This window comes from Streptomyces violens, from assembly GCF_000717745.1.
Lineage (GTDB): Bacteria > Actinomycetota > Actinomycetes > Streptomycetales > Streptomycetaceae > Streptomyces > Streptomyces violens.
Genome location: NZ_JOBH01000007.1, coordinates 70,812 through 92,288, shown reverse-complemented (window position 1 = coordinate 92,288; position 21,477 = coordinate 70,812). Strand labels below are relative to the sequence as shown.

Genomic DNA, 21,477 nt, shown 5'->3' with positions numbered 1-21,477 from the left:
AAGACATGGTAGAGCTCATCTCCATAGCGAGTGCCTATCGACGCACTATCGTGGCCGCATGCAGCTCCAGCAGCTCCGGTATTTCGCGGCCGTCGCCGACACCCGGCACTTCACGCGCGCCGCCGAGCAGGAACACGTCGCCCAGCCCTCGCTCTCCCAGCAGATCCGGTCGCTGGAGCGGGAGCTGGGCGCCGAGCTGTTCCACCGGGCGCGCGGCCACATCACGCTCACCGACGCGGGCGAGACGCTGCTGCCGTTCGCGCGCCGCATCCTCGCCGACGCGGACACCGCCCGCCGCGAGGTCCAGGAGGTCGCCGGGCTGCGCCGCGGCCGGCTGCGGCTCGGCGCCCCGCCCAGCCTGTGCGCCTCGGTCGTGCCCGACGTGCTGCGCGTCTTCCACGACCGCTACCCGGGCGTCGACCTCCAGGTCCGCGAGAGCGGCTCGCAGGACCTGGTGCGGGTACTGGCCGCGGGCGATCTGGATCTCGCCCTGGTCATCACCCCGCTGCCGGTGCAGGCCCCCGCGCTGACCACCGCCGAGCTGCTGCGCGAGGAGCTGGTCGTGGTCTCGGCACCGGATGCGCCGCCGCCCGTGCGCCGCAAGTACCTCCGCGTGGACGATCTGCGCGACCACCCGCTGGTGATGTTCCGGCGCGGCTACGACCTGCGGGAATTCACCGTGGCCGCGTGCCGCGCGGCCGGCTTCGAGCCGGTCTTCACCGTCGAGGGCGGCGAGATGGACGCGGTCCTCGGCTTCGTACGGGCGGGGCTCGGCAGCGCCGTCGTGCCCAGCATGGTCGCCGCGCGGGCCGGGCTGCGCGCCACCCCGTTCGCCGCGCCGGGCCTGCACCGCAACATCTCCGTCGCGCACCGCGCGGACGTCTCACCGCCCCGCGCGGCCCGCGAACTGCAGCGCATTCTCGTACGCCACCTGGCGCCCGGCGCTGCGGACGGCTAGGCCCGCCCCTGCGGCCACGGCAGCGCGGGGGCGGTTTTTGGCCAGTACGACGTGATATTGCCGTACGGCGACAAGCGCGGCCCTGCCTGGTGGCGGGCGGCCGCGCGGCGCGTACGGAATATCCGAGCGCTGCGCGACCGGCGGTTTCCACGCACAATTCCGGCATGCCATTGCTTATCGGCGGGGCAGCGCGGTACCAATGCCTCACTTGCCGTCCGGCAGTATGCGGCCGGCAATCGGGGGAAACAACGGGGGAGAACATCGTCATGCTGCTCGAAGAGGTCTACGCGGGTGCGCCCACTGTCAAGTCGGGACGCCATCTGACCACCGTGAACGAATTCACGGACCAATCGCCCGCGCTGCGCCCGGAAGTCCTCGCGGAAGCCACCGGCCGAATGCTCGCGCTGGGCGACTTCGACGCCGACAAGATTCTTGTCGAGGAGGACAAGGGCGCCATTCTCGGCGGGGCGCTCTCGCTCGCCGCGGGGCTGCCGCTGGCGGTCGCCCGCTGGTACACCTACGACCTCGGCGGGCGGTCCGTGTCGGTGCCCATCGACAGCGAGTACTTCCAGGGCACGCTCTACGTCAACGGCATCGAGCCGGGCGACCGGCTGACCATCGTGGACGACACGATCAGCACGGGCGGCACCCTGATCGCCCTGATCGAGGCCGTGCAGGCGGCCGGCGCCCGGGTCGGCGAGGTCGTCGTGGCGGTGGAGAAGCCCGAGAACGGCGGCCGGGAAAAGGTCGCCGAGCGCTTCGGCATCACGGTCAAGTCCGTCATCCGGATCACCGTCGACGAACGGACCGGGCGCGCCGTCGTCATGTCCTGACGCGGTCCGGATCGTCATGTCCCGACGCGGCTCATCATGACCTGACGCGGTCGGACATTTCTTCTTCACTTCTTTCACCATGCTGTCCAGTACGGGTTCGGGGGAACCGCACGTGAGTGCATCAATGCACGGTGCCGAAATCGGGCACACGGAATTGTACGAACTACGCAGTACTGCCGAGCCGGGGGCCGCGCGGATATTCGCCAAGTGCGAGTTCCGTAATCCCACCGGAAGTCACAAGGACCGGGTCTTCGCCTTCATGCTCGACGAACTGGAACGGGCGGGCACGATCGCTCCGGGAATGACCCTGGTCGAATGTTCCACCGGAAACGGCGGCGCGGCGCTCGCCCGGGTCGGCCGGGACCGCGGCTACCGCGTCGTCATCGTCATGCCGGCCGGCATGACCGAGGAACGCCGCCGGCAGATCGCCTCCTTCGGGGGCACCGTCGTCGAGACCGACCCCGAGGGCTTCCTCCTCGAAGGCGAGGAGACCGCCCGCCGGTACGTCGCCGCGCACCCCGGCAGCCACTACCTGGACCAGTCCGCCAACGAGCTGAACTGGCGCGCCTGGCGCTCCTGCGGCACCGAGATCGTCACCGCGCTCGATGCGCTGGGCCTCGTCCCCGACCGGTTCGTCTGCTCCATCGGCACCGGCGGCACCTTCACCGGTATCGCGGACGTCCTCAAGGCCGCCCACTCGGGGCTGCGCACCACCGCCGTCGAGGTCGACCGCTCGGCTGCCCTGTACGCCAAGCGGCACGGCCTGCCCTTCACCCACCACACGCACAACCTGATGGGCCTCGGCCCCGGCAAGGTGCCCGCCAATCTGCGCGAGGAACTGGTCGACGAGGTCGAGCTGATCAGCGGGGACGACGGCTGGACGGCCATGAAGGAGCTGATCGAGAAGGAGGGGCTGTGCGTCGGGCCCACCGCCGGCGGCAATGTCTTCGCCGCGCGGCGGCTCGCCCGCACGCTGCCCCCGGACGCCGTCGTGATCACCGTGCTGTTCGACTCCGCCTGGAAGTACTTCAGCGTCTGGGACGGCCGGTACGCGCAGTACGCCACCGACGACGCGCCCTACGCGGCGGAAGGGGCGGAGTGACCGCCATGACCGACGACCGCAACGCGCCCGACCGCACAGCACCCGACCGCACAGCACCCGACCGCACAGCACCCGACCGCACCGCACCCGACGGCAGCCTCCCGGACAGCCACCGACCCGACCCGGGACCGGCCCCGGACCCCGCGGCACGTCTCGACGTGCTCACCCGCCGCCTCGACGAAGCCTGCCGGCGCGCCGGCCGCGAGCCCGGCTCCGTGAAGCTCGTCGCGGTCAGCAAGTACCACCCGCGCGAGCTCGTCGCCGCCGCGCTCGACGCGGGGCAGCGCGACTTCGCGGAGAGCCGGGTCCAGGAGGCCCGCGCCAAGTGGCCGCCGCTGCGCGCCCGTCACCCGGACGTCCGGCTGCACCTCGTCGGCCCGCTGCAGACCAAGAAGGCCGCGGCGGCCGTCACCGGCTTCGACGTCCTGCACAGCGTGGACCGCCCGCGGCTGGCCGCGGCCCTCGCCGCCGCCATGGCCCGCACCGGGCGCAGGCCCGACTGCTTCGTCCAGGTCAACACCGCCGACGAGCCGCACAAGAGCGGCGTACCGCTGGAGGCCGCCGACGCCTTCCTCAAGGAGTGCCGGGACGTGTGCGGACTGCCCGTCGTCGGCCTGATGTGCCTGCCGCCGTACGGCCGCGACCCGCGCCCGCACTTCCGGCTGCTCCGCTCGCTCGCCGCCGCGCACGGCCTGACCCAGCTCAGCATGGGCATGAGCGCCGACTTCGAGGCCGCGGTGGCGGAGGGCGCGACGCTGGTACGGGTGGGCCGGGCGCTCTTCGGGCCACGGCCGCGGCGCGCAGGCCCGTCGGACGCCCGCACCGGCGGCCCACCGGACAGTGGGACCGGCGGCCCGCCGGACACCCGCTAGGGAGCGCCGTGGCCGCACTGTTCGTCTTCGCCCTGTTCTCCGCGCTGGTGGACGTGTTCGCCGCGCAGCGGCTCCAGCACCTCGACCCCGGCAGCGTCGCCGCGGTCGCCTTCACCCTCACCGGCGTCTTCTTCTGCGGCCTGACGCTGCTGCGGACGCGCCCGGCCCGGGTCCTCGCCGTGGCCCGGGCGCACGCCGCCGACCTGCTCGTCCTCAACGTCACCACCGCGGTGACCTGGCTGTCCCTGCTGTACGCGCTCAAGCTCATGGAACCGGCCGTCGCCAACGTCGTCTCCATCGCCATCGGCCCGGCCTGCACCGTGCTGCTCCAGTACCTGTGGTGGCGCAAGGACCGTGTGCTGCCCGGCGAACTCCTCGCCGCGCTCGGCATCGTCCTCGCCCTCGCCGGGCTGGTCTGGGCCTCCCTGGACGGCCGCAGCGGCGTCGGCGACCGGGCCGCCGGGATCATGGCGCTCGGCGTGTGCGCCGCGGTCGCCTCCGGCGCGGGCGGCGCCGCCAACGTCGTCTTCTCCGCCCGGCTGGGCGCCGCGGGCGTCGACGTGCCCACCGTCATGGGCCTGCGCTTCGGCCTGGTCGCCGCGGCCGGCTGGCTGCTCGCCGCCACCGGGGACACCGCCCGGCTGGGCGAGGCACTGCTGCCCGGCGCGGTGGTCGCCGTCATCGGCGTCGGCATACCGGCCGTCCTCGTGCAGATCGGCGTGCGCCGGGTGACCCCGGTGACCGCCTCCATGATCTGCGCCCTCGCGCCCGCCCTGACCCTCCTCCTCCAACTCGCCGACACCCGGCTGACGTTCTCGGTGCCCTCCGCCGTCGGCATCGCCGTCATCACCGTCCTCATCGGGCTCGGGCTGCTCGCCCGCCGGGGCGCACCCCCGGCCGCCGTGGCCCAGGAAGGCAAGAAAATCCATGTACTGCCTGGTAGTTGACGCCTACTCCAGCGGCCGCTTCCTGCCCGCGGCGCTGGCCGCGCACGGCATCAGAACGGTCCACATCGACAGCGCGCCCGGCATCGCCGACCGCCTGCTGCGCACGCACTTCCCGCACGAGGCGGTCGCCGACCGGTTCACGTACCGGGGCGACCTGGACGCCCTGATCACCGCGGTACTCCCGTACAGGCCGGCCCGCGTCATCCCCGGCAACGAGACCGGCGTGGACCTCGCCGACGCGCTCTCCGCCCGGCTCGGCCTGCCCGGCAACGTCATCGACGGCCGCCGCGTGCGCCGCGACAAGTACGAGATGGCCAGGGCCGTCCGGGCACACGGGCTGCGCGCGCCCGACACCCTGCGCACCCACCGCTTCGACACCGCCCTGGCCTGGGCCCGCTCGCACGGCCGCTGGCCCGTGGTGGTCAAGCCCGCCGACAGCGCCGGCACCGACAACGTCTTCTTCTGCGCGGGTCCGGTCGAGCTGTGCACCGCCTTCGACCACATCCTGCGCTCGGTGAACTTCACCGGCGCCCGCAACCGCACCGTCGTCGTCCAGGAACACCTGGCCGGCACCGAGTACTTCGCCAACACCGTCAGCGTCGCGGGCCGCCACCACATCGCCGAGATCTGGCGCTACCACAAGCGCCCGGGCCGCGGCGGCGCCCCGGTCTACGACTACGAGGAGCCGGTCTCCGCACGCGAGCCGGCCACCGCCGCGCTCCGCCCGTACCTCCTCGGCGCCCTGGACGCCCTCGGCATCCGCAACGGACCGGCGCACTCCGAGATCATGCTCACCGACGAGGGACCGGTGCTGATCGAAGCCGGCGCCCGGCCCGCCGGCAGCATCCTGCCCGACGTGGTCAGCCGCTGCTTCGGCACCGACCACCTCGCGCTGACCGCGCTGGCCTGCGCCGACCCGGCCGCCTTCATGGCGCTCACGGACCGCCCGGCCCAGCCGCGCGTCCCGCTGCGCTATGTCTCCCTGATCTCCCCGCGCGGCGGCCGGCTGGTCTCCCTGGACCGCTTCGACGAGGTCCGCGCGCTGCCCTCGTACGCGGGGCACCATCTCTCCGTCGAGGCCGGCGATCACCTCGCGCCCACCGTCGACTCGCTCACCTCGCCCGGCTTCTGTTACCTCGTCCACCGCGACCCGCGGCAGATCGAGACGGACTACCGACGGCTGCGCACGCTGGAGGAGACGGGCCTCTACGAAACCGAGGAGAACGGTCTGTACGAAACCGAGGCGGTCGGGCCGGACGCCCGACCGGCCTGACCGCCTCTGTCCGATCCGAATCCGGCCGGGGCTACAGCCCCAGCTTGGCCTCCGTCAGCCGGGCCACCGCGTCCTTGTCGCCGTCCAGCTCGACATCGGCGGTGCCCTGCCGCCCGTACAGGAACAGCGTCAGCTCGCCCGGCTCGCCGGTGACCGTGACGACCGGCGTGCCGCGGTGCGCCACCGCGGTCTGCCCGTCCGGGCGCCGCAGCACCACGCCCACCGGGGCCTTCCGCCCCAGCACCCGGGCCATCCGCTCGATGCGGGACCACAGGGCGTCGGCGAGGACGGAGCTCATCTCGCGCGGCGTCCAGTCCGGCTGGGCCCGCCGCACGTCCTCCGTGTGCACGAAGAACTCCACCGTGTTCGCCGCCTCGTCTATCTGCTTGAGGGAGTACGGCGACAGCCGCGGCGGTCCGGTCCTGATCAGCCGGATCAGCTCGTCGTACGGCTTGGCGGCGAACTCGGCCTGCACCCGCTCCAGCCGGGAGGCCAGCGGCTTGATCACCAGGCCGCCGGCCGCGTCCGCGCGCCGCTCGCGGACCACCACATGGGCGGCCAGGTCGCGGGCGGTCCAGCCCTCGCACAGCGTCGGCGCATCGGGCCCGGCGCTCTCCAACAGGTCGGCGAGGAGAAGTCGTTCACGCTTGGCATGGGTCGACATGGCCTCACCCTACGGCCGGACCCGCCGCCCGTGCCATGACGCCGCACGGTCCCTTCCGCACCCCGCGTCACCCGTGTACGAGGATCACCGTCAGCACCAGAACGGCCGCCGCGAAGACCGCGCACAGCACGATCGTGGCCACCTTGGCCACTCGGTCGTCGTCCGGGGGCGGGTACTGGTCGTTCATGTCCGCATGATGCCGCACGGCACAATGGAGGGCATGAGCAGCAGCCCCGCCTCCCCGTCCCCGGCCGGTACCTCCCTGGATCCGGCCATCGCCGCCCGGCTCAAGCGCACCCCCGACGGCCTGGTCCCGGCCATCGCGCAGCAGTACGACACCGGTGAGGTGCTGATGCTCGGGTGGATGGACGACGAGGCGCTGCACCGCACGCTGACCACCGGGCGCTGCACGTACTGGAGCCGCAGCCGCCAGGAGTACTGGGTCAAGGGCGACACGTCCGGGCACGTCCAGCACGTGAAGTCCGTCGCGCTGGACTGTGACGCGGACACCGTGCTGGTCAAGGTCGACCAGGTCGGCGCGGCCTGCCACACCGGCGCCCGGACCTGCTTCGACGAGGACGTGCTGCTCGCCGAGGGCTGACCGCGCCCCGAGACAGCGTCCGACCGGAGCGATCAGTACGCGGACGGAGCCCGCGCCCGCCACTGATCGCTACTAGGATCCGCTGCCATGACCACGGGAACCACCGGCACCGCGACTCCGGACCTCGAAAACTTCCGCACCCTCGCGAAGGACCGCCGGGTCATCCCGGTCACCCGTCGGCTCCTCGCCGACGGCGACACCCCGGTGGGCCTGTACCGCAAGCTCGCGGCCGAGCGCCCCGGCACCTTCCTCCTGGAGTCCGCGGAGAACGGCCGCAGCTGGTCCCGGTACTCCTTCATCGGCGTCCGCAGCGCCGCGACCCTGACCGCCCGCGACGGGCAGGCCCACTGGCTCGGCACCCCGCCGGTCGGCGTGCCCACCGGCGGCGACCCGCTCGCCGCCCTGCGCGAGACCATCCAGACGCTGCACACCCCGCGCGACCTCATCGAGGGCCAGGGCCTGCCGCCCTTCACCGGCGGCATGGTCGGCTACCTCGGCTACGACATCGTCCGCCGCCTGGAGAAGATCGGCGACTCCACCGAGGACGAGCTGCGGCTCCCCGAGCTGACCATGCTGCTCACCTCGGACCTGGCGGTACTGGATCACTGGGACGGCACGGTCCTGCTGATCGCCAACGCGATCAACCACAACGACCTGGACACCGGCGTCGACGAGGCGTACGCGGACGCGGTGGCCCGGCTGGACACCATGGCGTACGACCTGAGCCGCCCGGCCCCCTCGAACGCCGCCTCCCTCCCCGCCTCCGAGCTGCCCGAGTACACCGCCAAGTGGGGCGGCGACGCCTTCAAGGACGCCGTCGAGGACATCAAGGAGCGCATCCGGGCCGGTGAGGCGTTCCAGGTCGTGCCCTCGCAGCGCTTCGAGACGCCGTGCACGGCCTCCGCGCTGGACGTCTACCGGGTGCTGCGGGCCACGAACCCCAGCCCGTACATGTACCTCTTCCGCTTCGAGGGCGGCGACGGCCTGCCCTTCGATGTGGTCGGCTCCAGCCCGGAGGCGCTGGTCAAGGTCGAGGACGGGCAGGCCATGGTGCACCCGATCGCCGGCACCCGGCCGCGCGGCGGCACCCCGCAGCTCGACCAGGCCCTCGCCGACGAGCTGATCGCCGACCCCAAGGAGCGCGCCGAGCACCTGATGCTCGTCGACCTGGGCCGCAACGACCTGGGCCGGGTCTGCGAACCCGGCAGCGTCGAGGTCGTGGACTTCATGTCCATCGAGCGCTACAGCCACGTCATGCACATCGTGTCCACGGTCACCGGCAAGGTCGCCGAGGGCCGCACCGCCTTCGACGTGCTGACCGCCTGCTTCCCCGCCGGCACGCTCTCCGGCGCCCCGAAGCCGCGCGCCCTGCAGATCATCGAGGAGCTGGAGCCGAGCCGGCGCGGCGTCTACGGGGGCTGCGTGGGCTACCTGGACTTCGCCGGCGACTCCGACACCGCGATCGCCATCCGCACGGCCCTGCTCCGCGACGGCACGGCATACGTCCAGGCCGGCGCGGGCATCGTCGCCGACTCCGACCCGGAAGCGGAGGACGCCGAATGCCGCAACAAGGCGGCGGCGGTACTGAGGGCCGTGAACACGGCGAACAATCTGAGCAGCTGACGCCCGCAGAATCCTGAGGACCTGACGCCCGCAGAATGACGCCTGGTCCGGCAAAATCAAGCCCGTCCGGCGATTGAGGACACCGCGGCCGAAGGCCGTCGGTACCCCCGAGCCGACGAGCACCCGGCCACGTACGCGATAGTGGGTACGTGAGTGCCGTACCCCCGCCCCGCACCGACGCCGCAGCGACCAAGCCGGCCCAGCCCGCGCGCAGCGCACTGGCTTTCGCGCTCCTCCTGGGAGCGCTCGGCGCCGCCCTTGCCCTGCTCTCCTCCGGCCGTACCTGGGCCACCGCCACCGCCGTGGTCGCCCAGGGCGAGCTGCCGCAGAAGGCGACGGGCCAGGACGTCACCGGCGTGCCCGGCGCGCTCGCCATCGTCGGGCTCGCCGCGCTGGTCGCCGTCTTCGCCGTGCGCGGCGCGGGCCGCCTCGCCGTCTCCGCGCTGCTCGCGCTGAGCGGCGCCGGCATCGTCGTCGGCGCCGCCCTGGGCAACGCCGACACCTCCGCGCTGGAGGCCAAGGCCGCCACCGCCACCGGCATGAGCGGCGCCGGCGTGCAGCACGTCGCGCACACCGTCTGGCCGTGGGTGGCCGCGGGCGGCGGCGCGCTGCTGCTGATCGCCGGGCTGCTGGCGCTGGCGTACGGGCGGCGCTGGCCCGCGATGTCCGGGCGCTACGAGCGCGCGGGCAACGGCCCCCGCGGCCCGCGCCGCGCCGCCAAGCAGCCGGACCTGGACCGCCCGGAGGAGATCTGGAAGTCGCTGGACCGGGGCGAGGACCCCACCGCGTAGGGACTCCCCGGGGGATGGCCGTCACCGGTCCGCACCGACCCGATGGTGGGTACGCGCCGCGCATCAGGGACAATGATTCCGAGCGAACGCCGCGCCCCGACCCAGGCGCGAGAAAGCAACGAGGAGCACTCATGTCGAGCAATGGCCACGGCCACGGACACACCCCGGCTGCCTGGACCGGCGTCATCATTTCGTTCATCGGCTTCTGCGTCGCGGGCGTCTTCACGGTGCTCGCCAACGTGCCCGGCTTCTGGGCCGGCATCGTTCTCATCTTCGCCGGTGCGGTCGTCGGCGGCCTGATGCGCATGGCGGGCCTGGGCTCCGAGCCCAAGCGCACCAAGGGCAGCCCCGCGCCGCAGCAGAGCTGACCCGGACTCCGGTCCACGCCCGACGAAGGCGCGGCTTCCCGGCCGCCCGCACGCCCCGCGCTCATGGCGCGGAACGGCCCGTGCGGCGGCGGGAAAGCTGCGCCTTCGCGCGTAGGGGGGAACAATCGGGACCGTGACGGAACCCGTGGCGCGCACCCCGCAGCACCCGCCCCCGGCCCCCGCTGCCCGCGCCGGCGCGGCGCGCCGCCTCGCGCCCCCGCTGGGCGCCCTGGCGGCGGTCCTGGCGGCCTTCGCGTACGTCGGCGCCGTCGACCCCAACGAGGCGGGGCACTACCCCGTCTGCCCCCTGCTGCGGTTCACCGGCCTGTACTGCCCGGCCTGCGGCGGGCTCCGCAGCGCGTACGCGGTGGTCCACGGCGACCTGGGCGCGGCGCTGGGCGCCAACGCCCTGGCGGTGCTCGGCTACGCCGCGTTCGCGGTGTTCTGGGCGGTCTGGCTGGTGCGGGCCGGCCGCGGGCTGCCGGCCGCGGGGCCGCGGCCGAGACCCGTCCACTGGTGGCTGCTCGGCGGTGCCGTGCTGCTTTTCACGGCGGTCCGCAATCTGCCCGCCGGATCGGTCCTCGCCCCATGATCCGCGCCATTTCCGCGCCTCCGGGGGAGCGCTCGCGCGGCCGGTACGTGTCCATGTTGTGGGACCGCCGACAGGCGAATGCGGGGCTACCGCTCCTGGCCGGATACCATCGGAGTGCCTGCTGGGAGCGCACCGCGTCCTCGAAGGTGACAGTTTTCCTCCACCGCTCAAGAAGGAGGCCGCTCGCGTGAGTGTGCTCGACGAGATCATCGACGGAGTCCGCGCCGACCTCGCCGAGCGACAGGCGCGCGTCAGCCTCGACGAGCTGAAGGAGCGGGCACAGAAGGCCGCCCCCGCCAAGGACGGCGTCGCGGCCCTCAAGGGCGACAGCGTGCGGGTGATCTGCGAGGTCAAGCGCTCCAGTCCGTCCAAGGGCGCGCTGGCCGCCATCGCCGACCCGGCCGGGCTCGCCGCCGACTACGAAGCGGGCGGCGCGGCCGTCATTTCCGTCCTCACCGAGCAGCGCCGCTTCGGCGGCTCGCTGGCCGACCTCGAGGCCGTCCGGGCCAAGGTCGACATCCCGATCCTGCGCAAGGACTTCATCGTCAGCGCGTACCAGCTCTGGGAGGCCCGCGCGTACGGCGCCGACCTGGCGCTGCTGATCGTGGCCGCGCTGGAGCAGGAGGCGCTGGTCTCGCTCATCGAGCGGGCCGAGTCGATCGGGCTGACCCCGCTGGTCGAGGCGCACGACGAGGAAGAGGTCGAGCGCGCGGTGGCCGCCGGAGCGAAGATCATCGGCGTGAACACCCGCGACCTGAAGACCCTCAAGGTCGACCGCGGCAACTTCGGCCGGGTCGCCCCCGAGATCCCGGACCACATCGTCAAGATCGCCGAGTCGGGCGTCCGCGGGCCGCACGACCTGATCGCGTACGCCAACGAGGGCGCGGACGCCGTCCTCGTCGGCGAGTCGCTGGTCACCGGCAAGGACCCGAAGACGGCCGTCGCCGACCTCGTCGCGGCCGGCTCGCACCCCGCCATCCGGCACGGACGGGACTGACCCCCATGACCGCCGCCCGCACCCAGTCGCCTTCCCCGGGCCTGCGCCCGGGGACGGTGAGCGCCGCGCGCCTGCCGCACGCGGCGCTGGGGCGCGGGTGCAGGCCGCGCGGCTGCCGGGCGCCCGCGCGCCGTATCCACGGACGACGCGTCCGCTACCACATCGGCTCGGAGCCGGGACAGATCAACGGGCGCCGATGGCGCCGTACGGCCGCGCCGCGCGCGGGCTCGCACGCCTGACCGGGCACCCCCGCGGGTGCTCCGGCGGAGTGTGACACCCGGGCCCGAGGCGCGCGGCACGTAGCTTGATGCCCGTATTTCGAGATATCGAGACTTCCGGGGCGTATGCGTGCGCCCCGAACGAGGAGTACGTCGGATGTCGTCTGACTTCTTCATTCCCGACCCCGAGGGCCGGATCCCCAGCGCCCAGGGGTACTTCGGTGCCTTCGGCGGCAAGTTCATCCCCGAGGCGCTGGTCGCCGCGGTCGACGAGGTCGCCGAGGAGTACGAGAAGGCCAAGGCGGACCCCGCCTTCGCCGCCGAGCTCAACGACCTGATGGTCAACTACACCGGCCGGCCGAGCGCCCTCACCGAGGTGCCGCGGTTCGCCGAGCACGCGGGCGGCGCGCGGATCTTCCTCAAGCGCGAGGACCTGAACCACACCGGCTCGCACAAGATCAACAACGTGCTGGGCCAGGCGCTGCTCACCAAGCGCATGGGCAAGACCCGCGTCATCGCCGAGACCGGCGCGGGCCAGCACGGCGTCGCCACCGCGACCGCCTGCGCCCTCTTCGGCCTCGAATGCACCATCTACATGGGCGAGATCGACACCGAGCGGCAGGCGCTCAACGTCGCCCGCATGCGGATGCTCGGCGCCGAGGTCATCGCCGTGAAGTCCGGCAGCCGCACGCTGAAGGACGCGATCAACGAGGCGTTCCGCGACTGGGTCGCCAACGTCGACCGGACCCACTACCTCTTCGGCACGGTCGCCGGCCCGCACCCCTTCCCCGCCCTCGTGCGCGACTTCCACCGCGTCATCGGTGTGGAGGCGCGCCGGCAGCTCCTGGAGCGCGCCGGGCGGCTGCCCGACGCGGCCGTGGCCTGCGTCGGCGGCGGCTCCAACGCCATCGGCCTCTTCCACGCCTTCCTGCCCGACGAGGACGTCCGCCTCATCGGCTGCGAGCCGGGCGGCCACGGCGTGGAGACCGGCGAGCACGCGGCCACCCTCACCGAGGGCACCCCGGGCATCCTGCACGGCTCCCGCTCCTACGTCCTCCAGGACGAGGACGGCCAGATCACCGAGCCGTACTCGATCTCCGCGGGCCTGGACTACCCGGGCATCGGCCCCGAGCACTCCTACCTCAAGGACGTCGGGCGCGCCGAGTACCGCGCCGTCACCGACGACGCGGCCATGCAGGCGCTGCGGCTGCTCTCGCAGACCGAGGGCATCATCCCCGCCATCGAGAGCGCGCACGCGCTCGCCGGTGCGCTGGAGGTGGGCCGCGAGCTGGGCAAGGACGGGCTGATCCTGGTCAACCTGTCCGGGCGCGGCGACAAGGACATGGACACGGCAGCGCGGTACTTCGGGCTGTACGACGCGCCCGCCGACGACGCGGTCGAGGCGGACGACACCGACGCCACGGACACCGCGCTCGGCGCGCACCAGGAAGGGACCAAGTGATGGCGGGCAACGTCGAGCTGCTGAGCTCTGTACTGGCCGGCGCCAAGGCCGAGGGCCGCGCGGCCCTGGTCGGGTACCTCCCGGCCGGCTTCCCGACCGTGGACGGCGGGGTGCGCGCCGTCACCGCGATGATCGAGGGCGGCTGCGACGTCGTCGAGGTCGGGCTGCCGCACAGCGACCCGGTGCTGGACGGCCCGGTCATCCAGACCGCCGACGACATCGCGCTGCGCGGCGGAGTCAAGATCGTCGACGTGATCCGCACGGTCGGCGAGGCGCACGCCGCCACCGGCGCGCCGGTGCTGTGCATGACGTACTGGAACCCGGTCGACGCGTACGGCGTGGAGCGGTTCGCCGCCGACCTGGCCGCCGCGGGCGGCGCCGGCTGCATCCTGCCGGACCTGCCGGTCGAGGAGTCCGAGGTGTGGCGGAAGGCCGCCGAGGAGCACGGCCTGGCCACGGTCTTCGTGGTCGCGCCGAGCAGCCGGGACGAGCGGCTCGCGAAGATCACCGCGGCGGGTACGGGCTTCGTGTACGCGGCGTCGCTGATGGGCGTCACCGGCACCCGCGAGTCCGTCGGCCGGGAGGCCCAGGACCTGGTCGCGCGCACCCGTGCCACCACCGATCTGCCGGTCTGCGTGGGCCTCGGCGTCTCCAACGCCGAGCAGGCGGCGGAGGTCGCGCAGTTCGCGGACGGGGTCATCGTCGGCTCCGCGTTCGTGAAGCGGCTGCTGGCGCACGAGGGCGACCTGGAGGCCGGGCTCGCGGGCGTACGGGAGCTGGCCGGGGAGCTGGCCAAGGGCGTACGGGCGTAACACCCGCGCCCGGCGTGCGTAAAGCTCACGCCGGGCGGGTCCCTCGATAGGACGAAAACCGGGGCGGAGGGGCGCAGTCGCGTCCCTCCGCCTCGTTTTTCACGGGTGTGAGCCAGAAATCCCGAGCCGATGGCAGCGCCCGCGAGCGGCTGCAGGCACAGCGCGAGAAGGAAAAGGCCCGCGCCCGGCGCGGCAGGCAGGCGAAGGTCGCCGGGGCGGTGGTCGTCGTCCTGGCGGTGGCCGCCGGCATCGCCCTCTGGGCGTCGTCGACGGGCGAGGACAAGAGCGCGCCGGTCGCCGCGCCGAAGGGAGCGACGGGCGGGGACAAGCCGATGGTCACCGTCGGCAAGAAGAGCGCCCCGTCCACGCTGCAGGTGTGGGAGGACTTCCGCTGCCCCGCCTGCAAGCAGTTCGAGACGGGCTTCCGCTCGACCCTCCATGAGCTCGAGGACAGCGGTCAGCTCCGCACCGACTACCACCTCGCCCTGCTCATCGACGGCAACATGGGCGGGAAGGGATCGCTGAACGCCGCCAATGCGGCACTGTGCGCGCAGAACGCCGGCAAGTTCCGCGAGTACCACGACGTGCTGTTCACCAACCAGCCCCCCGAGCAGCAGGACCGCTATGCGAGCAAGAAGTATCTGATCCAGCTGGCGGGGAAGGTCCCGGGCCTGGTGACCCAGGACTTCCGCTCCTGCGTGCAGGACGGGAAGTACAACGGCTTCGTGCAGAAGTCGCAGGAGGCGTTCCAGAACGCCGGCCTGCAGGGCACCCCGAGCGTCATCCTCAACGGGAAGAACATCTTCGCGGACCAGAGCGCGCAGATCACCCCGCAGAAGCTGAAGCAGATGGTGCTGGACGCGAACAAGAAGAAGTAGGGCGGAGAAGTAAGGGAGAGAAGCACGGCGGAGAAGTGCCGTCCGAGGGGTCGTTACTGAGCCGTTGCGGGGTGGGTTGCCGCCCGGCCCGCCCGGCGCGGTAGCGTCAGGGCTGCCATGGACCTCGCATTCATTCCCAGCCCGTCGACCGGCGTCGTGCATCTCGGCCCGATCCCGCTGCGCGGCTACGCATTCTGCATCATCATCGGCGTCTTCATCGCCGTCTGGCTCGGCAACAGGCGCTGGATCCAGCGCGGTGGCCGGAGCGGGACGGTCGCCGACATCGCCGTGTGGGCGGTGCCGTTCGGCCTGGTCGGAGGGCGGCTCTACCACGTCATCACGACGTATGAGCCGTACTTCGGCGCGGGCGGCGACCCGATCAAGGCGTTCTACGTCTGGGAGGGCGGCCTCGGCATCTGGGGCGCGATCGCGCTGGGCGCGGTGGGTGCCTGGATCGGCTGCCGCCGCCGGGGCATCCCGCTTCCCGCGTACGCGGACGCGGTCGCGCCGGGCATCGCGCTGGCGCAGGCGATGGGCCGCTGGGGCAACTGGTTCAACCAGGAGCTGTACGGCAGGAAGACGGACGTGCCGTGGGCGCTGCAGATCACCTCCGACCCGACGATCGGGCGCGTGGGCGGCACGTACCACCCCACGTTCCTGTACGAGTCGCTGTGGTGCATCGGCGTCGCGATCCTGGTCATCTGGGCGGACCGGCGGTTCGAGCTGGGCCACGGCCGGGCGTTCGCGCTGTACGTCGCCTCGTACTGCGCGGGCCGGGCGTGGATCGAGTACATGCGGGTCGACGAGGCGCACCACATCCTGGGCCTGCGGCTGAACGTGTGGACGGCGCTGATCGTCCTGGTCCTGGCGCTGGTGTACATGGTGATCTCGGCGAAGCGATCCCCTGGCCGGGAGGCTGTGGTGGAGCCCGCGGCGGCCGACCCGGAGGACACCGACCCGGAGGACGCCGACCCGGAGGACGCCGAGGACTCCCCGGCCGGCAAGACTGCGGACGAGCCGCAGGCGCCGGGGGACAAGCCCGCCGGAGCCGGGAAGAAGAAATCCTGACGCACGTGTCGGCTGCGGGCCGTGGCTCCTCCTGGGGACCACGGCCCGCTGTCGTACGTGGTCACTGCTGAGCCGCCACCGGGCTCACCGCCTGTGCCTCCCCGGTGACCGCCAAGACTGCCGTCTCGCGGGCCAGCTCGTCGAAGCCGATGCCGTCCAGGCCGCCGATGCCGGTGGCCAGGCGGTTGGCCAGCGGGGCCGTCCAGCGGGTGGGGAGCGCTGCCGGGGAACCGGCCAGCAGGCCGGTCAGGGAGCCGGCCGTCGCGCCGTTGGAGTCCGTGTCCCAGCCGCCGGAGACGGCGCGGCAGACCGAGCCGGTGAAGTCCCCGTCGGCGTGGGTGAGGGCGGCGGCGAGCAGGGCGGCGTTGGGCAGGACGTGCACCCAGTGGTGCCGTCCGTACGAGGCGTGCAGCCGGTCCACCACGGTCTCGAAGCCGGCCGGCGTACGGTCGGGCGCCTCCCGGGCCACCGCGATGCCGAAGCGCACGGCCCGGGCCAGCCGGGCGCGGGGCGGGACGACGGCGAGCCCGGCCGCAAGGCACTGGTGCACGTCGGCCGTGCCGCTCGCGGCCGCGGCCAGCGCGGCGGCGACGAACATCGCCCCGTACACGCCGTTGGCGGTGTGGCTCAGTACCGCGTCGCGCCAGGCGGCCTCGGCGGCCCCGGCCGGGTCGCCCGGGTGCGTCCAGCCGTGGATGTCGGCCCTGATCAGGGCGCCGATCCACTCGCGGAAGGGGTTGCGGAAGCGGGCGGTGTCCGGCGGTTCGATGCCGTCGAGGAGGTTGCGGTACGCGACGCGCTCGGCGGTGAACGTCCGGCCGGCCGGGAGCTCCTCCAGCCACAGCCGGGCGAGGTCGGCGGTGGTGAAGGCATGGCCGTGGCGCCGGAGGAGGAGCAGGCCGAGGACGGGGTGGTTCAGGTCGTCGTCCTCGGGCATGCCGTCGATGTTCTCGGCGAGCGAGGTGGCGCGGCTGCGGCGGTTCCACGGGTACCGGGCGGCGGTCGCGGGGTCCAGCCCGGCCTCGGTGAACCAGGTGTGCAGCGGCCAGTTCGCGGTCGACCGGGCGATCTCGCGGATGCCCGCCAGCGGCAGCTTCTCGACCGGCTTGCCGAGCAGACAGCCGGCGGCGCGGCCCAGCCAGGCGGCTTCGAGGCGGGGGAGGAGGCCGGGGACGGTGGGTACGGGCGTGGGCCCGGGCGCCGCGGCCCGGATGGCCGCCAGGTCCGTGGGCTCGTCGGCGGCCAGCGGGGAGGGCAGTGCGGCCAGGTCGTCCAGGAGGGCGGTGGCGAGGGCCCGGAGCCGGGGGGACGCCGGAGCGGTGGAGGCGCCGGCCCGTTCCGGCGCGTCGGCGCCGCCCGCGGTGTGCCAGCGGCGGCGGATCACGGTGGCGTCGCGGCCGTCCTCGGCGGCCTGCCGCAGCTCGTGGCCGAGCAGGTCCTCCGGCTGGACCCAGGTCACTCGCAGCGGCGCCGGCGGATATGTCATCGGAGCTCCGTGAGGGCGGCGAAAGCGGCCTCGTGGGTACGGCGGCGCGCCAGATCGCGGTGGTGGATCTCGCGGGCCACGGTGGTCAGCGCGGCAGCCGGGGCCCGGAGGTCCAGTCGGCTCGCTTCGGAGACGGCCGTGGTCCACTCGGTGGGCACGGGGTGGCCGAGCGCGCCGACCAGGGCGCCGCTCATGGTGGCGATGGAGTCGCAGTCGCGGCCGTAGTTGACGGCGCCGAGTACCGTCTCGCGGTAGTCGCCGTTGCCGACCAGCAACAGGCCGAGGGCGACGGGGAGTTCCTCGATGGAGTGCAGCCGGGAGGGCCGCCGGGCGCCGAGGGAGGGGCGACGGTATTCGGGCCCCACGGTGTCGAACGGGGAGACCGCGCCCCGCAGTTGCGGCAACGCGGGCTCGAACTCCTCGTACTTCACTGCCACTTCGCATACCGCCTCGATGGCCGTGCGGGTGCCGTCCTTGGCGAGGGCGAGGGCCGCCTCGACCACGGAGGCGGGCGTGGCGCCGGGCGTGCAGGCCGCGGCCACCGCCGCGGCGAGGACGCCGGCCGCCTCCCGCCCGTACGAGGACTGGTGCGCGCCCGCGACGTCCAGCGCCTCGGCGTAAGCGCCGCGCGGGTCACCGGCGTTGACCAGGCCGACCGGTGCCATGTACATCGCGGCACCGCAGTTGACGATGTTGCCGACGCCGGCCTCGCGGGGGTCGGCGTGCCCGTAGTGGAGGCGGGTGACGAGCCACTTCTCGGCGAGGAAGACGCGCTGCAGGGGCAGCGCCTCGGCCTCCAGCTCGGGGATCCAGCGGGGGTGGGTCATCAGGTCGGGGACCAGGTGCTCGGCCACGGAGTACGCGTCGAGGTGGTCGCGGACCTGCTCGTACACCCTGATCAGCGCGTGCGTCATGAGGGTGTCGTCGGTGACGTGGCCGTCGCCCTTGTGGTACGGCGCGAGGGGGCGGGCGGTGCGCCAGTCCTCGTACCAGGGGCCGACGATGCCGCGGACCGGGCCGCCGTGCCGCTCCCGGATCTGCTCCGGGCTCCAGCCCTCGACGGGCCCGCCGAGCGCGTCGCCGACCGCGGCCCCGGCGAGGGCGCCGGCCGTTCGGTCGGCGAGGGAAGGGCCAGTGGGAATCGCCGTGGTGGTGGGTGGTGCCGCGGTGTCGGTCATGGCTCGGCCGGCCCTTTCGCCAGAGGTGTCTGCGGGGTGATCAGGGGCGTCTGTGGAGTGATCAGGGGTGTCTGCGGGGTGGTCAACGGCGTCTGAGGGGTGGTCAGTTCGGTGCCGGCGAGCTGTTCGGCCAGTTCGACCAGGTCGGTGCCGGCCAGCCGGGGGAGTGCGCAGCCGGAGAGCGTGCGGCAGGTGTCGCGCCAGGCGGCGGGCAGCGCGGCGGCGCCCCCGAGGGCGCCGGTCAGCGCGCCGGCCAGGGCGGGCGCGGAGTCGGCGACGCGGGAGAGGCAGGCGGCGGCGGGCACCGCCTCGGCGGTCCGGCCGCCGCCCGCGAGAGCCAGCGCGAGGGCGACCGGCACGGTCTCGGCGGCGGCGATGCCGTAGCTGTAGACGTGGTCGACGATCTCGTGTTCCAGGGTGGGGACGAGGGCGAAGGCGGCGCCGGGGTGGCCGTCGGCGGTGGCCTCGGCCAGCCGCACGGCGTGCAGGGCGTTGCGGCGGATCTCGGTGCCCTCGGGAAGCTGGGCGAGGGCGGCTTCGACGCAGGCGGCGACGGGCGCGCCGCCGAGTGCGGCGGCGACCGCGGCGGCCATCGCGCGGGCGCCGTGCACGCCGTCGCCGTCCTGGGTGTACCGGGCGTCGAACTCGGCGAGCCCGGCGGCGGCTTCCGGGTCGCCAGGGTGGACGACGGCCAGTACGGCGGCGCGTACGCAGGCCGCGTCGTCGAAGAAGTGCGGGTTGTCGTGGCCGGTGGCGGGCGGGCGGAGCCCGGCGGCGAGGTTGCCGAGGCCGGCGCGTACGGAGATCCGGGCGCGCAGGGGCAGTACGGCCGACTCGACCTCCGGGGCGCGGTCGGCGGCGGCCGCGACCTCGCAGGCCAGCGCGTTCCAGGCGAGGTCGAGGGCGGCCCGCATCCGGCGGTCCCGGCCCAGGTCGGAGAGGAACGCGCCGGCCGCGGTGAGCACGGAGCCGGCGGTGAAGGCGGCCCATTCGGCGTCGTCGGAGGGGCCGAGGCGGAGCGGTTCGGGGGGCTGGTTGAGGGCGATCGGGACGGGGAGCGTGGTGGTGGCGTTCTGCTCGGCGAAGGTGTCGAGCTCACGGGTGAGGCGGCGGGTCCATTCGGGCATGCGGGCTGCACGGTGCCGGCTCGCCGGCCAGCCGGCGGCGTCGCCTGCGGCGAGTCCTAGGAGCAGGCCCTCGATTCGGGTGCCGGTGGGTGGGGGGTGCGGGTGGGACGTACGGCTGCCCGCCGACTGGGGTGCCGCTGCGCCCGCCCTCCCCCGAGCTCCTGCGGAGCAGGGAGGTACCCCCTCGCGTTCGGCGGCACAACCGCCCGCAGCGGGGATGGGGGAGGCGGTGGCGGCGATCAGGGGCGCGGGGAACTGCGCGAGCGGCCCCGACGGTGCGGCAGTCGCCCGCGGCGGGCCAGGGGCATCTCCGGCAGCGCCGCCGCCCGGGCCGGAGGTGGTCATGACGTCTCCCGGCCCGCGGGTGTCAGCAGGTCCGCGATGTCCAGGACGTGGTAGCCCGCCATGGAGGGGAGGCAGCTGCCGCGTACCGGGGTGATGACGCGGGCCCATGCGCCGGGTACGGCGCCCACGCCGCCCAGCGCGCCGGCCAGGGCGCCGGCGACCGCCGCTGTGGTGTCGGCGTCGCGGCCCATGTTGACGGCAGTGAGGACCGAGGCGGGGAAGTCGCCGGCCGCGGCGGCGAACGCGCCGAAGGCCAGCCCGACCGCTTCGGGCGCCAGGTCGGTCCAGGGATAGCCGCCGATGACGACGGCGGACCGTACGGCGCGTTCGGTGCCGAGGCGGGTGATGCCGGGGTCCAGCCGGGAGCGCTGGGCGGCGGCGACCGCGCGGCGCAGCGAGCGCGCCGTCCAGGAGTCCTCGGGGACGACGGAGAGCGCGGCGGCGATGACCGCGTCGGTGGTCCCGGCGACCATCGCGGCCGCGACCCCGGCGGCGACGGCCTGTCCGCCGTAGATGCCCTCGCCGTCGTGGCTGACCGTGCCGTCCACCGCGACCAGCCGGGCGGCCTCGGCGGGCCGGCCCGCCGCGTGTACGCCGAAGGGCGCGGCCCGCATCGCCAGTCCGTCGCTCCAGGCATGCCGGTGCTGGGCGGAAATCGGTGCGGCGAGCCCCCGGCGGAGGTTCTCCAGGGTGCCGCGCTCGCTGAACCCGGCGCCGCGGAAGGGGCCCTCGTCCAGGTCGGCGATCCACTGGTGCCAGGCGGCCTCGACGTGGGTCACGGTGAGCGCCGAGCCGTGTTCGGCCAGCAGCAGGCCGGAGAAGATGGCGTATTCGGTGTCGTCGGTGCCGGCCGGGTCGTCGGCGACGAAGCCTTCGATGCGGCCCCAGCGGCGGCGGATCTGCGAGGGCTTCATGTTCTCCGCGGGGGCGCCGAGCGCGTCCCCCACGGCGAGGCCCAGCAGCGCGCCGCGGCCCCGGTCCCGCAGATCGGCGGGGCGGTCACCCGGGGTGACCGGGACGGGCGAGGGAGCGTGCGGTGTGCTCATGTGCGTGCCCTTCCGCCGGCCGGTCCGGATGCGTACGCGTCTGAGGGATGGTAGGGCCGGTTTGCCGCGAATGGGGGGACATCACGCCGGATCGGAGCGATGTCGTGATGGCCGTATCCGGCGGGTCGCGGAAGAGGTGGCGTGATCCAGATCTCACGGCTGGGGCTTCGGTAAAGCCGCAGGTCAGCGCGGTAAGTACGGCCTTCCTTGCTAGCGCGAAGGGGTGTGAGGCGCCT

At 73.6% G+C, this 21,477-nt stretch carries 22 protein-coding genes; 17 read left to right on the top strand and 5 right to left on the bottom strand.

Annotation, left to right across the window (positions count from 1 at the left end; translation table 11 throughout):
* The first annotated feature begins 58 nt into the window (after positions 1-58).
* The 6 genes from IF04_RS0115045 (at position 59) to IF04_RS0115020 (ending at position 5,985) form a co-directional block, all read left to right on the top strand.
* The gene (locus IF04_RS0115045; RefSeq protein ID WP_030256406.1) at positions 59-958 is read left to right on the top strand and encodes a LysR family transcriptional regulator; all 900 of its coding nucleotides are present in this window, start codon (positions 59-61) and stop codon (positions 956-958) included.
* 266 nt (positions 959-1,224) lie between these two features.
* Positions 1,225-1,791: a phosphoribosyltransferase family protein gene (locus IF04_RS0115040; RefSeq protein ID WP_030256403.1), complete on the top strand. Its 567-nt coding sequence runs from the start codon at positions 1,225-1,227 to the stop codon at positions 1,789-1,791.
* A gap of 112 nt (positions 1,792-1,903) precedes the next feature.
* Positions 1,904-2,893: a PLP-dependent cysteine synthase family protein gene (locus IF04_RS0115035; protein ID WP_078600337.1), complete on the top strand. Its 990-nt coding sequence runs from the start codon at positions 1,904-1,906 to the stop codon at positions 2,891-2,893.
* A 5-nt stretch (positions 2,894-2,898) separates the two neighbouring features.
* Complete coding sequence (locus tag IF04_RS35700; protein WP_078600361.1) at positions 2,899-3,765, top strand: YggS family pyridoxal phosphate-dependent enzyme; 867 nt, start codon at positions 2,899-2,901, stop codon at positions 3,763-3,765.
* A gap of 8 nt (positions 3,766-3,773) precedes the next feature.
* Positions 3,774-4,712: an EamA family transporter gene (locus IF04_RS0115025; protein ID WP_051831260.1), complete on the top strand. Its 939-nt coding sequence runs from the start codon at positions 3,774-3,776 to the stop codon at positions 4,710-4,712.
* Complete coding sequence (locus tag IF04_RS0115020; protein WP_030256391.1) at positions 4,693-5,985, top strand: ATP-grasp domain-containing protein; 1,293 nt, start codon at positions 4,693-4,695, stop codon at positions 5,983-5,985. Before IF04_RS0115025 ends, IF04_RS0115020 begins: the two co-directional genes overlap by 20 nt.
* A 31-nt stretch (positions 5,986-6,016) precedes the next feature.
* Here the strand turns inward: IF04_RS0115020 and IF04_RS0115015 are convergent, their stop codons facing one another.
* Complete coding sequence (locus IF04_RS0115015) at positions 6,017-6,649, bottom strand: TIGR03085 family metal-binding protein (RefSeq protein WP_030256388.1); 633 nt, start codon at positions 6,647-6,649, stop codon at positions 6,017-6,019.
* Positions 6,650-6,869: 220 nt separating this feature from the next.
* On the opposite strand from IF04_RS0115015, the gene hisI reads away from it, so the two are divergent.
* From hisI to lgt, 11 genes are all read left to right on the top strand, one after another.
* On the top strand, positions 6,870-7,250 hold the full coding sequence (gene hisI / locus IF04_RS0115005) for a phosphoribosyl-AMP cyclohydrolase (RefSeq protein ID WP_030256386.1): 381 nt from the start codon (positions 6,870-6,872) through the stop codon (positions 7,248-7,250).
* Between the two features lie 87 nt (positions 7,251-7,337).
* Positions 7,338-8,873 (top strand): anthranilate synthase component I, encoded by a 1,536-nt coding sequence (locus IF04_RS0115000; protein ID WP_030256384.1) that lies wholly within the window; start codon positions 7,338-7,340, stop codon positions 8,871-8,873.
* 149 nt (positions 8,874-9,022) lie between these two features.
* Positions 9,023-9,664 carry a TIGR02234 family membrane protein gene (locus IF04_RS0114995; protein ID WP_030256381.1) on the top strand — a complete coding sequence of 214 codons (642 nt, stop codon included), beginning with the start codon at positions 9,023-9,025 and terminating at the stop codon, positions 9,662-9,664.
* A gap of 131 nt (positions 9,665-9,795) precedes the next feature.
* Entirely contained in the window at positions 9,796-10,032 is a 237-nt protein-coding gene (locus IF04_RS0114990; protein WP_030256377.1) for an HGxxPAAW family protein, read from the top strand.
* A gap of 133 nt (positions 10,033-10,165) precedes the next feature.
* A complete protein-coding gene (locus IF04_RS0114985; RefSeq protein ID WP_078600335.1) occupies positions 10,166-10,624 on the top strand; it encodes a DUF2752 domain-containing protein in 459 nt (152 codons plus the stop codon).
* Positions 10,625-10,811: 187 nt separating this feature from the next.
* Positions 10,812-11,621 carry an indole-3-glycerol phosphate synthase TrpC gene (trpC, locus tag IF04_RS0114980; protein ID WP_030256369.1) on the top strand — a complete coding sequence of 270 codons (810 nt, stop codon included), beginning with the start codon at positions 10,812-10,814 and terminating at the stop codon, positions 11,619-11,621.
* Positions 11,622-11,626: 5 nt separating this feature from the next.
* A complete protein-coding gene (gene trpM / locus IF04_RS39765) occupies positions 11,627-11,860 on the top strand; it encodes a tryptophan biosynthesis modulator TrpM (protein ID WP_078600333.1) in 234 nt (77 codons plus the stop codon).
* A 136-nt stretch (positions 11,861-11,996) separates the two neighbouring features.
* Complete coding sequence (gene trpB / locus IF04_RS0114975) at positions 11,997-13,301, top strand: tryptophan synthase subunit beta (RefSeq protein ID WP_030256365.1); 1,305 nt, start codon at positions 11,997-11,999, stop codon at positions 13,299-13,301.
* Positions 13,301-14,113: a tryptophan synthase subunit alpha gene (trpA, locus tag IF04_RS0114970; RefSeq protein WP_030256362.1), complete on the top strand. Its 813-nt coding sequence runs from the start codon at positions 13,301-13,303 to the stop codon at positions 14,111-14,113. Before trpB ends, trpA begins: the two co-directional genes overlap by 1 nt.
* Positions 14,114-14,220: 107 nt before the next feature.
* Positions 14,221-14,991 (top strand): DsbA family protein, encoded by a 771-nt coding sequence (locus IF04_RS0114965; RefSeq protein ID WP_030256359.1) that lies wholly within the window; start codon positions 14,221-14,223, stop codon positions 14,989-14,991.
* A gap of 117 nt (positions 14,992-15,108) precedes the next feature.
* On the top strand, positions 15,109-16,059 hold the full coding sequence (gene lgt, locus IF04_RS0114960) for a prolipoprotein diacylglyceryl transferase (RefSeq protein ID WP_030256356.1): 951 nt from the start codon (positions 15,109-15,111) through the stop codon (positions 16,057-16,059).
* Between the two features lie 61 nt (positions 16,060-16,120).
* On the opposite strand, the gene IF04_RS0114955 is transcribed toward lgt, so the two are convergent.
* The 4 genes from IF04_RS0114955 to IF04_RS0114940 are packed head-to-tail and all read right to left on the bottom strand — an operon-like array spanning position 16,121 to position 21,241.
* Positions 16,121-17,545, bottom strand: a complete 1,425-nt coding sequence (locus IF04_RS0114955; RefSeq protein WP_037959560.1) for an ADP-ribosylglycohydrolase family protein — start codon at positions 17,543-17,545, stop codon at positions 16,121-16,123.
* Entirely contained in the window at positions 17,542-18,723 is a 1,182-nt protein-coding gene (locus IF04_RS0114950) for an ADP-ribosylglycohydrolase family protein (RefSeq protein WP_030256349.1), read from the bottom strand. Before IF04_RS0114950 ends, IF04_RS0114955 begins: the two co-directional genes overlap by 4 nt.
* Positions 18,720-20,195 (bottom strand): ADP-ribosylglycohydrolase family protein, encoded by a 1,476-nt coding sequence (locus IF04_RS0114945; protein WP_425428419.1) that lies wholly within the window; start codon positions 20,193-20,195, stop codon positions 18,720-18,722. Before IF04_RS0114945 ends, IF04_RS0114950 begins: the two co-directional genes overlap by 4 nt.
* Positions 20,192-21,241 (bottom strand): ADP-ribosylglycohydrolase family protein, encoded by a 1,050-nt coding sequence (locus tag IF04_RS0114940; protein WP_030256342.1) that lies wholly within the window; start codon positions 21,239-21,241, stop codon positions 20,192-20,194. Before IF04_RS0114940 ends, IF04_RS0114945 begins: the two co-directional genes overlap by 4 nt.
* Between the last annotated feature and the right edge of the window lie 236 nt (positions 21,242-21,477).

Excerpts from the sequence above, each read along its gene's own strand:
- IF04_RS0115045 (WP_030256406.1), top strand. The coding sequence starts at position 59 with ATGCAGCTCCAGCAGCTCCGGTATTTCGCGGCCGTCGCCGACACCCGG.
- IF04_RS0115040 (WP_030256403.1), top strand. The coding sequence starts at position 1,225 with ATGCTGCTCGAAGAGGTCTACGCGGGTGCGCCCACTGTCAAGTCGGGA.
- IF04_RS35700 (WP_078600361.1), top strand. The coding sequence starts at position 2,899 with ATGACCGACGACCGCAACGCGCCCGACCGCACAGCACCCGACCGCACA.
- IF04_RS0115020 (WP_030256391.1), top strand. The coding sequence starts at position 4,693 with ATGTACTGCCTGGTAGTTGACGCCTACTCCAGCGGCCGCTTCCTGCCC.
- IF04_RS0115015 (WP_030256388.1), bottom strand. The coding sequence starts at position 6,649 with ATGTCGACCCATGCCAAGCGTGAACGACTTCTCCTCGCCGACCTGTTG.
- hisI (WP_030256386.1), top strand. The coding sequence starts at position 6,870 with ATGAGCAGCAGCCCCGCCTCCCCGTCCCCGGCCGGTACCTCCCTGGAT.
- IF04_RS0115000 (WP_030256384.1), top strand. The coding sequence starts at position 7,338 with ATGACCACGGGAACCACCGGCACCGCGACTCCGGACCTCGAAAACTTC.
- IF04_RS0114990 (WP_030256377.1), top strand. The coding sequence starts at position 9,796 with ATGTCGAGCAATGGCCACGGCCACGGACACACCCCGGCTGCCTGGACC.
- trpM (WP_078600333.1), top strand. The coding sequence starts at position 11,627 with ATGACCGCCGCCCGCACCCAGTCGCCTTCCCCGGGCCTGCGCCCGGGG.
- trpB (WP_030256365.1), top strand. The coding sequence starts at position 11,997 with ATGTCGTCTGACTTCTTCATTCCCGACCCCGAGGGCCGGATCCCCAGC.
- trpA (WP_030256362.1), top strand. The coding sequence starts at position 13,301 with ATGGCGGGCAACGTCGAGCTGCTGAGCTCTGTACTGGCCGGCGCCAAG.
- lgt (WP_030256356.1), top strand. The coding sequence starts at position 15,109 with ATGGACCTCGCATTCATTCCCAGCCCGTCGACCGGCGTCGTGCATCTC.
- IF04_RS0114955 (WP_037959560.1), bottom strand. The coding sequence starts at position 17,545 with ATGACATATCCGCCGGCGCCGCTGCGAGTGACCTGGGTCCAGCCGGAG.
- IF04_RS0114950 (WP_030256349.1), bottom strand. The coding sequence starts at position 18,723 with ATGACCGACACCGCGGCACCACCCACCACCACGGCGATTCCCACTGGC.
- IF04_RS0114945 (WP_425428419.1), bottom strand. The coding sequence starts at position 20,195 with ATGACCACCTCCGGCCCGGGCGGCGGCGCTGCCGGAGATGCCCCTGGC.
- IF04_RS0114940 (WP_030256342.1), bottom strand. The coding sequence starts at position 21,241 with ATGAGCACACCGCACGCTCCCTCGCCCGTCCCGGTCACCCCGGGTGAC.